11 protein-coding genes are annotated in these 10,767 nt (G+C 58.8%); 4 read left to right on the forward strand and 7 right to left on the reverse strand.

From position 1 onward, the window contains the following. Positions 1 to 55: 55 nt before the first annotated feature. A complete protein-coding gene (locus ACO6BQ_RS10450) occupies positions 56 to 1,510 on the reverse strand; it encodes a sucrose-6-phosphate hydrolase (protein ID WP_489120819.1) in 1,455 nt (484 codons plus the stop codon). Between the two features lie 5 nt (positions 1,511 to 1,515). Further along, complete coding sequence (locus ACO6BQ_RS10455) at positions 1,516 to 3,375, reverse strand: glucose PTS transporter subunit IIA (RefSeq protein ID WP_489120820.1); 1,860 nt, start codon at positions 3,373 to 3,375, stop codon at positions 1,516 to 1,518. Between the two features lie 88 nt (positions 3,376 to 3,463). On the opposite strand from ACO6BQ_RS10455, the gene ACO6BQ_RS10460 reads away from it, so the two are divergent. The 4 genes from ACO6BQ_RS10460 (at position 3,464) to ACO6BQ_RS10475 (ending at position 5,548) form a co-directional block, all read left to right on the forward strand. Continuing rightward, positions 3,464 to 3,589, forward strand: a complete 126-nt coding sequence (locus ACO6BQ_RS10460) for a secretion protein HlyD (protein WP_489120828.1) — start codon at positions 3,464 to 3,466, stop codon at positions 3,587 to 3,589. 145 nt (positions 3,590 to 3,734) lie between these two features. Further along, positions 3,735 to 4,097 (forward strand): PTS glucitol/sorbitol transporter subunit IIA, encoded by a 363-nt coding sequence (locus ACO6BQ_RS10465; protein WP_489120821.1) that lies wholly within the window; start codon positions 3,735 to 3,737, stop codon positions 4,095 to 4,097. 132 nt (positions 4,098 to 4,229) lie between these two features. Continuing rightward, entirely contained in the window at positions 4,230 to 4,910 is a 681-nt protein-coding gene (locus ACO6BQ_RS10470; protein ID WP_489120822.1) for a flavodoxin, read from the forward strand. Continuing rightward, on the forward strand, positions 4,910 to 5,548 hold the full coding sequence (locus ACO6BQ_RS10475; RefSeq protein WP_489120823.1) for a DUF4405 domain-containing protein: 639 nt from the start codon (positions 4,910 to 4,912) through the stop codon (positions 5,546 to 5,548). Before ACO6BQ_RS10470 ends, ACO6BQ_RS10475 begins: the two co-directional genes overlap by 1 nt. Before the next feature lie 50 nt (positions 5,549 to 5,598). Here ACO6BQ_RS10475 and ACO6BQ_RS10480 read toward each other — a convergent pair whose 3' ends face one another. The 5 genes from ACO6BQ_RS10480 to ACO6BQ_RS10500 are packed head-to-tail and all read right to left on the reverse strand — an operon-like array spanning position 5,599 to position 10,653. Next, positions 5,599 to 6,807 (reverse strand): type II secretion system F family protein, encoded by a 1,209-nt coding sequence (locus ACO6BQ_RS10480; protein WP_489120824.1) that lies wholly within the window; start codon positions 6,805 to 6,807, stop codon positions 5,599 to 5,601. After that, a complete protein-coding gene (locus ACO6BQ_RS10485) occupies positions 6,804 to 7,799 on the reverse strand; it encodes a type IV pilus twitching motility protein PilT (RefSeq protein WP_489120825.1) in 996 nt (331 codons plus the stop codon). The genes ACO6BQ_RS10480 and ACO6BQ_RS10485 overlap by 4 nt, the downstream gene beginning before the upstream one ends. Beyond that, entirely contained in the window at positions 7,792 to 9,036 is a 1,245-nt protein-coding gene (locus tag ACO6BQ_RS10490) for a GspE/PulE family protein (RefSeq protein WP_489120826.1), read from the reverse strand. Before ACO6BQ_RS10490 ends, ACO6BQ_RS10485 begins: the two co-directional genes overlap by 8 nt. A gap of 5 nt (positions 9,037 to 9,041) precedes the next feature. Beyond that, the gene (truA, locus tag ACO6BQ_RS10495; RefSeq protein WP_489120829.1) at positions 9,042 to 9,824 is read right to left on the reverse strand and encodes a tRNA pseudouridine(38-40) synthase TruA; all 783 of its coding nucleotides are present in this window, start codon (positions 9,822 to 9,824) and stop codon (positions 9,042 to 9,044) included. A 13-nt stretch (positions 9,825 to 9,837) separates the two neighbouring features. Next, positions 9,838 to 10,653, reverse strand: a complete 816-nt coding sequence (locus ACO6BQ_RS10500; protein WP_489120827.1) for an energy-coupling factor transporter transmembrane component T family protein — start codon at positions 10,651 to 10,653, stop codon at positions 9,838 to 9,840. Between the last annotated feature and the right edge of the window lie 114 nt (positions 10,654 to 10,767).

A 10,767-nucleotide genomic window follows, 5' to 3' on the forward strand; every position in this document is an offset into this window, starting at 1 on the left:
GTTATGAGTCCTTTTTTTGTTAAATTGTGTTGCACTTAGATTGTACATCCAAGGTTCAAATATTTTCGTAGTGAAATGGCTCAAGTTCCCAGAGCACGCCTGACAGTTGCTTCATGTCCACGTCGGAGAAGACGCGCAGCGTCGGCTGAATGTTCTTCTCGGGGAAGATGGCGATGGTCGCAGCCTCCTCGCCGTGCTGAAAGAACACCTCGACGGCACCGCGATCGACATACACCCGCATGGAGAGCGTATCCTCGGCATACAGCTTGAAGATGCGTTTGCCGCGCCCGCCGAGTTTCATGCCCGTGCGGTCGATGGTCATGACCTGCTCCAGACGATTGTAGCGGAAGACGAGCTTTTCCAGTCCGAAGACGAGTTCGACGGAGACCGTATGCGCCTCCCCCATCGTGAGATCGAGGATGAACTCCGTGAGATCGTAGAGTGTCGCAGAGAACTCGCTCTCCCCCTCCGCCTCCATCGCGCACTCGGTCTCACGGTGGCGCAGTGCCTTCAGCTCTCGCGCCGGCTCGGAGAAGATATGCCCCTGCCGCAGCGTCAGCACGCGCGGGAGCGTCAGACTGTGCATCCAGCCCTCCTCCCGCGTCGGGTAGTCCTCCTCGCGGTCGGGCATCCCCATCCAGCCGATGAGGATGTGCCGCCCCTCGTGTGTGAGGATCTGCGGCGCATAGAAGTCAAAGCCGTGATCGAGCTCCTTGAACCGCCCGTGCATGAGCATCTCCATCGCATCCATCGAGGCGTGTCCCGCGATGTAGCCCGCCTGATAGACGTTCTGGCGGTCGTAGGCACGCGCCTCCACGCCCTGCGGACAGAAGACAAGCACATCACTGTCGCCGAAGGACAGGAGGTTCGGACACTCCCACATATAGCCGAAGTCCTTCAGCTGCGTGCGGAGTTCACCCAGACATTCCCAACGGATCGGTGCCTCACGGTAGACGAGCACGCAGCCGCGCTCGTCCCGTGTCTGTGCACCGATGATGAGATGGCGCACGCCGCCCCGCTCAAAGAGATAGGGATCGCGGAAATGCGCCGTAAAGCCCGCAGGCGGGCCGTCGATAATGATCTCCTCTTTTTTGACCGCGCCCGCAGCCTTGGTAAACGTGCCGAACCGCTGCACAGAGCTGCGGTTGCCCTTCTCATCCTTTGCATTGCAGGTATAGAGGACGCGCAGATGCCCGTCCTCCTCCGTGCCGCAGCCCGAGTAGCAGCCGTCCTTGTCGTGCTCGTCCGTCGGCCAGAGTGCGAGCTGCGGGATGCTGTAGGTGCAGAAATCCCTTGTCTTCGTATGCGCCCATGATTTATTTTTATGTGCGCAGCCGAACGGATTCCACTGGTAGAAGATGTGATATGCGCCGTTATGGTAGGTCATCCCGTTCGGATCATTGATGAGACCGAACGGCATTTCGATATGAAAGCGGTTGTGCCAGCGGTGCGTGAAGGGGAATCCCTCCGCAAGCCGCGCGTCGATTGCCCGCTTGTCAAATTTCTCCACAGTGCTCACTCCTCAGGACGGAAGAAGGTGAAGGTCAGACCGAATGCCACGCCGAAGCCGACTGCGTTGACGAGAACGTACTCAGCAAGGTGGTCAAGATAGAGCAGCGTGCCCGGCAGCACCGTGATGCCCATGCCCGTGCCCGCGAGATGCAGGAAGCCCGCAATCGCGCCCGCACACGCGCCGCCGACGAGACCGTAGATGAACGGCTTCATGAAACGCAGGTTGATACCGAAGATCGCCGGCTCTGTGATGCCGAGGAACGCGGGAACCGCCGAGGAGATGTAGAGCGCACGCTTCTTTGCATCGTGCGTACGCGCCGCGACAGCGACCGCAGCACCGCCCTGCGCGACGATCGCACCCGTGATGATCGCGTTGAACGGGTCAAGCCCCGTCGATGCGAGCAGCTGCACCTCGAGCGCGTTGAAGACATGGTGCACGCCGAATACGACGATGACCTGATGCACACCGCCGACGATGAAACCGCCAATGCCGTACGGAAGCTCCAGGAAGGCACGCACCGCACCGAAGATGCCAATCTCAAGCGTGTGCATGATGGGGCCGATGATGAGGAGTCCCAGCAGCATCGAGACGAACAGTGTCAGGAACGGGGTTACGATGAGGTCGATGATGTCGGGCACGAAGGTCTTGAACCACTTCTGGAGACGCGCGGCAAAGATGCCGAGCACGAGTGCGGGCAGAACAGAGCCCTGATAGCCGACGACAGGGATCGGAATCCCGAGGATGTCCATCGAGAGAGGTACGGCATCGCCCGCCGCAATCGCATATGCATTCGGCAGCTGGGGCGCAACGAGCATAAGACCGAGCACGATGCCGATGACGGGCGTACCGCCGAATCGGTTCATCGTCGACCAGCAGACAAGCGCGGGCAGGAACGCAAACGCCGTATCGGTGAGAATCTGGCTCATGCGGAGCAGATTGTCGCTCATCTCGACGCCGAGACTCTGCGCCGCACCGCGCAGTCCCATGAAAAGACCCGTGGCAACAAGCACGGGGATAATCGGAACGAACACGTCGCCGAGCGTGCGCGAGACCTTCTGCAGCGGCGTCATCTGATCGTACGCCTCCTGCTTGCTGTTCACCGCTCCCACGAGATTCGTGCCCGCGACGAATGCGTCGAACACCTTGTCGACGAAGCCCGTGCCGAGGATGATCTGGTACTGTGCGGCGGCGAAGAACTGCCCCTTCACACCGTCGATGTTCTCAATCGCCTTCTCGTCGATGATCGACTTGTCGTTGACGATGAGGCGCAGACGCGTCGCACAGTGCTCGGCACTGCGAACATTGCCCGTGCCGCCGACATACTTCCAGATGAGCTTTGCAACGCGCTCCTCCTTCGGCAAATTCGGATCGATGTCATCGTCTACCGAAGCATCTGCCGCAGGTGCTTCCTCGGCAGGCTCATCACCGCCCGAGGAGATCTCCGCATCACCAAGTGCGAACGTGATCTTCCCAAAGTCCGCTGCATTCGTCACGAGCACGGGTGTCGTTGTCTCATACCCCTCCGCGCGGATTGCCTCGGGATCGAACTCAAGCAGCAGCTGTCCGCGCTTTACCGTGTCTCCCTGCGCGACATGCGCCGTAAAATGCTTGCCCTCAAGCTTCACCGTATCCACACCGACATGGATGAGGAGATCCACCCCGTCCGCCGAGTGAATGCCGATGGCGTGCTTCGAACCAAAGAGCACCGTGATCTCGCCGTCCACCGGTGACACCACACGCCCCTCAGGATCGGCAATCGCCGCACCCCGCCCCATCGCACCGCTCGCAAACGCCGGATCCGTCACCTCCGAGAGTGGGATCAGACGTCCCTTGAGCGGACTGTCCAAACGAATGTCCTGCATATCAAGTCCCCCCTATAAAATTTTCATCTTGGAATCTCCCCATTTTTAGAAAATCCCTGATAAAATGAAGTCCGTCAGATTGGCGTAGATTTTTCGTCCGAACAAGGAGGCAAACCGGACGCACAGCAAGGGCTATGTGGAGGATTTGCCGACAAAAACGGACAAAAAAGATACGTCAATGATGATGCGGCTGAATTTATCAGTGCTTCCTTAGATTCCTTCCATAAAAAGTGTACTCATTTCCTTTTCACTTGTCAATGCGCGCGTATACGAAAAGATTTTACAATGGGAGACGCTTGTGGTAGAATATTTTAAGAAATCATTGGGAAATTCGGAGCATGATCCGGGGAGGCATTACCATGAGTGTAAAATATGAAGTCACCGTCACCGCCATCGGCAAGCTGGCACGCAAGTTCCTTGAGAGCAACAACAGCGTCATCCTGCTCGACGAGGGCGCACATCCGAACCTCGCCGAAATGGTCATCGAGCATACGCCAAGCGAGCTGACCAGCGATCTCGTTGCCGGCGACACGCTGACGATCGGAAAGCAAAAGTACAAGATCGTGCGTGTCGGCGAGAATGCAAATGACACCATCCGCGAGAGCGGTCACTGCACTCTCCTCTTCAACGCAAAAGGTTCGATGCCCGGACAAATCGAGGTCGAAGGGTCGACAATTCCATCGTTCACACAGGGAGCAAAATTCACCTTTACAGGGAAATAAGCGACAGCAGAAAGTCGGAGCTATTGCACGAAGTCAAAAACTTGCGTGCAACAGCCCCGCTTTTTTGTGCGAAAAGTCGTTGAGTTTAGTTCTTTTTTCCTATATAATATTCAAAACAGAAAGGGGATTGTCGTGAAAAAAATCGTTATTATCATGTACTCAATACTGCTCCTTGTTGCCGTCGGATGCGGGAGTACAAGTACGGATATCAGCGAGAACAGGGATGAGCAGCCAGCTGCGCTCGACATCTCGCACTCCGTTCATCCACCTGCGGAATTCGCGGGTAAACGCGTGCTTGTTGCATTCTTCTCGCGCGCAGGCGAGAATTTCGAGGTCGGTGTGGTCGAGAAGGGCAACACACACATTGTCGCGGAGCAGATTGCGGAAATCACACACGCGGACAAAATTTTCGAGATACAAACGGTCACGCCCTATCCTGCCGACTATCAGGAGGTGACAAAGGTCGCCAAGGAGGAACAGGCATCGTCGGCGCGTCCCCCACTTGCCACACGTGTAGAGGACATGGATGCATACGATGTGATCTTCCTCGGCTATCCGATCTGGTATCACGATCTGCCGATGCCCGTCTATGCTTTCCTCGAAAGCTACGATTTCACGGGTAAGACGATTATCCCGTTCTGCACAAGCTCGGGCAACACTCTGAGCGGGATGGAAGAAGAAATCCCGCACTTTGCAAAGGGTGCGCAGATAAAACCGGGCTTTGGAATTCATGGGAAGTTCGTGCATGACAATCCCGATCAGGCAAAGCTCGAGGTTGCCAACTGGCTTTCCTCGCTGGGGTATACCAACTGATGCGCATATTCCTTTATCTGTTCATCTGGACGGCTCTCCTCTTTCTCCCGAATCGCCTTTTGACCACAGAGCCCGTGCACGAGTATCTGGGGCTTGTCTTTCTCCTACTCGGCACAATACATCTTTTCTTTGAGCGCCGCTATCTCAGGGCACTCGTTACGCTGCGGCTCAAAGTCACAATGCTCAACATCGTCAACTGCATCATGCTCGTACTCCTCGTTGTTGTGATTGTGACAGGAATCCTCATTTCGCTCTATGCCGTGCCCATCGTTCGACTGCGGGGGCTTACATCCATCTACGTCCACGCAACGCATCTCTGTGCCGCCGTCCTGTTCTACATCATCGTCGGCGTACACGCAGGCTTCCACTGGCGAGCGATCTGGAACGGCATATTACGTCATCTGCACTTGCAGAGCCCCTCATTTATGACGCACGTTTATAACGTACTCGGCATTTTGCTCATCATGGCAGGTGTACACGCCTTTATCACAACGCATATCTACGAAAAAATACTCTTTGAGCACATGTCCTTTGGCGGTGTGGTCGGAACATGGACGTACCAGTGCGATCTAATGCTCATCTTCGCTGCGTGTATGTGCTGCTCGCTCTTCTACGAGCGTTTGCGTCGACGGAAATAAACGAATGGGACTTCTTGAAGTCGTGTAACTTCAAGAAGTCCCATTTTTGTTCACATCAGTGCATCCATCGTATCGAAAATCGGCAGGAGAACAGAGAGCACGACAAAGAAGATGAGCGCGGCAACGACGACGATCATCACGGGCTCGGTCAGAGCCTCCATGCGTGCGCTGTATGCAGCCGCACGCCGTCGGCAGTAATCCGCTCCGTACTGCAGGAGGCGTTCCAGTTCTCCCGCCGCCTCCCCTGCTGCGAGCATTCCGCGCAGAATCTGCGGCACATACGGCGCGTGTGCAATCACCTGTGCAAACGTACGCCCCTCGACGAGGTTTCGCTCCATCCGCCCGAGCTGATCGGCAAGCGCACGATTTCCCGTCATCGCGCGCGCAAGTGCTGCAGCGCGATCCAGACGAATACCGCTCCGGAGGAGAATCGCAAGCGTCCGCAGGATCATCTGCCACATAGCGAGCTGCAGAAACGTCCCCAGCACGGGGATGCGCAGGAGCATTGCATCGGCATGAAGGCGCAGTACGGGCTGTGCCAGCAGCAGAGGAACGGCAAGGCAGCCCACGATGGCAGCAGCGGTCAGCGCATAGGGATGTGCCGCGAGAGCATCCGAGAGCGCGAGCATCATCCGTGTCGGCAGCGGTGCCTCAGTACCAAAATCACGCAGGAGCGCGGCAAAGATCGGCAGGATGAACACCGTCATGAGGAGCATCGAAAAAACAGTCGCCGCAAGCAGAAAGAGCGGATAGGCGAGCGCGCTGCGCAGGGATTCACGCAGGACATGCTCCTCGGTGAGAACATCCGCCGCATCGTGCAGGATCGTTTCGAGCATCCCGCTCTCCTCACCCGCACGCACCATTCCGATCAGGCTTGCAGGGAACGCCGCTCCCTGCATCTCCATCGCCTGGGAGAGCGGCACACCGCGCACCACCTCCCGATAGAGTGCCGCTGTCATCCGCGTGTACGCCGTCGCCCGTTCCCCTTCGGAGAGACATGCCAAGGCTTCATGGACGGGCAGTCCCGCGCCGAGGAGAGCCGCCAGCTCATGCAGGAATGCGATTCGCTCCTCCGTCGTGATACCGCGCTGCAAGCGCAGAACATCAGGCAGACGGAAATCACGCTGCTCCCGCAGACGAAGTACAGTCTTTCCCTCTGCAGCAAGAGCTCGCACTGCTTCGGATGCCGACGCCGCCGCGAGAGTTCCACGCAGTGCCACGCCCTCCGACGTACAGGCACGGTACGAAAACTTCTTCATGCGAGCAACCCCTTCGCTCTAAGCATCGCCTCCGCCATCTCTGCCGTCTGCATCCCCTGCGCCGCTCCGCTCATCATCACGGACGCAAGCTGCGAACAGCTGCCCTGGCGCAGAATGTTCCGTACGGCGGGCGTTGCCATGAGCACCTCGAATGCGGCAACACGTCCCCCGCCGCGACGCGGCAGGAGACGCTGCGCGAAAATGCCCGTCAGGACATCGGCAAGCTGTGCCCGCACGGCATCGCGCACATCCGGCGGAAACATACTCTCCACGCGCAGCGGTGTCTCTGCCGCACCGCGCGTGTGCAGCGTCCCGAGGACGAGGACGCCTGTCGTCGCCGCCATCAGTGCCGCCTCCATCGTCGCACGGTCGCGGATCTCACCGACGAGCAGAATATCGGGATCCTCACGCAGCGCACTGCGCACGGCATCGGGGAACGCCGCAAAGTCGCGCCCCGCCTCGCGCTGACTGAGAAATGCACACGCCGACGGAAAGACATACTCGATCGGATCCTCAAGCGTGATGATGTGCACAGACCGCGTGCGATTGATCTGCTCCATCAGAGAGGCGAGCGTCGTTGTCTTTCCCGCCCCCGTCGCACCGCAGATCAGCGCGAGACCGTCCCGCGCTGCGGCAAGTCCGCGCAGTCCTTCGGGCATCCCGATCTCCTCCGGAGTAGGAATACGTGCGGGCAGAAGACGCAGAGCAATACCGACACCATCCTGCATACGGTAGGCATTTCCGCGAAAACGCCGCCCCTCATAGAGCCACGAAAAATCAACGTCGCATACGGAGAGCAAGGCGCGCTGCTCCTCCGACATCATCCGTTTCGTCAGCTGCTCCATCAGGGCAGCCGTTGGTACAAACTCCTCCGGCATAAGCACACCGTCGCACCGCATCTGCACGCGCTGCGCGGCCGCAATGTGCAGATCGGATGCCTCTGCCGCAATCATGCGGCGCAGAACATCCGCCAGCCTCTCCCGCTCATCCATAGAGTGCCCGCTCCACTTCCGCGAGGGTCGTCTCCCCCGCCAACACCTTTGCCGTACCGTCCTGCCACAGCGTTTCCATACCGTCCTCCACTGCCGCAGCGCGCAGGGATGACTTGTCGCGCCCATCCAGAATCGCACCACGGATGCGCTCCGACACGGGGAGAATCTCGTGGATCGCCATACGCCCACGGTAGCCGCTGTCGTGACAATGTACGCAGCCGCGCCCCCGCACCAGAGACATCCCCTCATGATAGAGCCCGCCAAGCTGCGCCTGCTCTCGCGAACCGCGGGGGACAGCGCATTCCTCACAACAGTACGGACAAACACGCCGCACAAGACGCTGTGCAATCACGCCCGACAGCGTTGCTGCAAGCAGATAGGGCGGCACGCCCATCTCGATCATGCGAAAGACCGCTGAGACCGTATCCTCTGTGTGCAGCGTCGAAAAGAGTGCGTGTCCTGTGAGCGCAATCCGCACCGCCATCTCCGCCGTCTCACGATCGCGAATCTCCCCGAGAAGAATCTTCTGCGCGTCCTGTCGCAGGGCCGCACGAAGTCCGGCTACGAACGTCAGACCCGCCTCCGGATTCACCTGAAACTGACTGATGCCCTCGATCCGCCGCTCCACAGGATCCTCAAGCGTCATGATGTGACAGCTCGGCTCATTGAGTGCAGAGAGCGCGGCGTAGAGCGTCGTCGTCTTGCCCGAGTTCATCGGACCGCAGAGGAGGAGCAGCCCCGTCGGGCGGCGGATCAGCTGCTCGAACAACTCTTGATTGCGCGGCGTAAAGCCCAGCTCCGCGCAGCTGAGGAATCGCTCCGCCGCATCCATGATGCGCACAACCATCCGCTCGCCATCCACCACGGGGAGCACGGCGACGCGCATATCAATCGTGCGCTCCCCCATGCGGTAGCGGATCTGCCCGTCCTGCGGACGGTTGCGCTTCGCCGTGTCCAGCCCCGCCATCACCTTGAGCCGTGCAATGATGACAGGCGCAAGCTCCGACGGGAACTGAATCGGACGCTCCCGCAGAAGACCGTCCACACGCATACGGATGCGCAGCCTGCCGCCCATCGGCTCAAGGTGAATGTCCGTCGCATCCTCGGCGAGTGCGGTGTCCAAAATAGCATTGACGAGTTTGACGACATGACTGCCGCTCGTTCCCTCCGCAGATGCACCCCGCCGCACCTCACGCGCAGCCTCTGCGACAAGCCGCTGTGCCGCCTCGCGTTCCATAGGGCTCACCCCCTTACATCGCTCAGATCATCCGCCCCATAGTCCACCGAGAGCAGATAGAGCCCACACGCAGGGGCGGTCGGGCTCGCGAGCCGTCGATCGCGTGCGGCAAAGATCGCAGCGAATCGCTCCGCCGAGATGCGACCAAGACCGACGTTCACCACCGTACTCATGATGTTGCGCACCATGTGATAGAGAAAACCGTTGCCGTGCAGATAGCAAGAGAGCCGCCCCGCTCCCTCCTCCGTCAGCCGAATCTCATCAAGCGTCCGCACAGGTGACATCGGTACGCCGCCTGCCGCACGAAACGAGGAGTAGTCGTGCGTCCCCACGAGCAGGGCAAGTGCCGCACGCATCGCATCGTAATCGAGCGGCTGAAAGATCTGCCACGCATAGCTGCGCGTAAAGGGATTCGGAACAGTACACTCCTCCAAACGGTAGACATACGCCTTTCCCGTCGCACTGTGACGCGCACTGAAGTCGCGCCCTGCCTCCCACGCCTCTTTCACCACAATATCGGGCGGCAGGAGCCCGTTCACCGCGCGAGGCAAGCGATCGACGGGAATCCGCCCGTCCGTGAAGAAATTCACCACCTGACCGTAGGCGTGTACCCCCGCATCCGTGCGTCCCGCTGCGGCGAGCTCCACATCCTCCCCACAGACCTTTGCAAGTGCGCGTTCGAGCACATTCTGCACCGCAACTACGGGCGGCGTCTGACGCTGAAAGCCGTGGTAGTTCGTCCCGTCATAGGCAACCGTCAGCGCAATGTTGCGCGCACGAGCCTTCATCCGCTCCACATGTTCAGGGCGCAATGGACAGCCCCCCGAGACTCACGGCACAGATCCCCGCCGCTCCGAGCGCAAACACGGCAATCGCCACATAGTCGAGCCGCTCCGTCCGCAGTTCCTTCATCTGTGTGCGCCCCTCACCGCCGCGGTAACAGCGCGCCTCCATTGCGAGAGCCAACTCATCTGCGCGGCGAAATGCCGAGAGAAAGAGCGGCACGAGCACGGGCACGACCGCGCGCAGACGCTGCATGATGTTCCCGCGCTCAAAGTCCGCCCCGCGTGCCTTCTGCGCCTTCATGATGCGATCCAACTCCTCCAGAAGTGTCGGGACGAAGCGCAGCGCGATCGTCATCATCATCGAGAGCTCATGCACGGGCACATGAAAACGGCGCAGCGGCGAGAGCAGAGCCTCAAGCCCGTCCGTCAGACGCAGAGGACTCGTCGTCAGCGTCAACAGTGTACTGAGCAGAATGAGCAGCACAAGGCGCAGCGAGATGTACGACCCGCGTGCAATCCCCTCCCACGTCACGCTCAACGGCCCGGCACGGAAGACCTCCACACCGGGAGTCATAAAGAGATGCACGCCAAACGTAAACAGTACAATCCAGAGGATCGGTCGAATCGAGCGCAGCTGCATCCCGAGCGGAACCTCCGAAAACACCATCAAAAGAGCAACAGAAGCGGAGAGCGCAAGAAACCCTGCCGCATTTTCCACAAAGAAAATGAGCAGCAGGAAGAAAAAAAGCAGCACCATCTTCACCCGCGGATCCATACGATGCAGAAACGAATCCCCAGGCAGATAACGACCAATCTGTATATCATTCAGCAAAAGCAATCACATCCAACATCTATTTTCTCCATTATAACATCAAAGCCATTCTTTTTCATTTCTTTTTCGCGGACTTTATGCTATAATGCGCCATATATAGGATGTCATAATTAT

Source organism: Centipeda sp. (in: firmicutes), assembly GCF_057271695.1.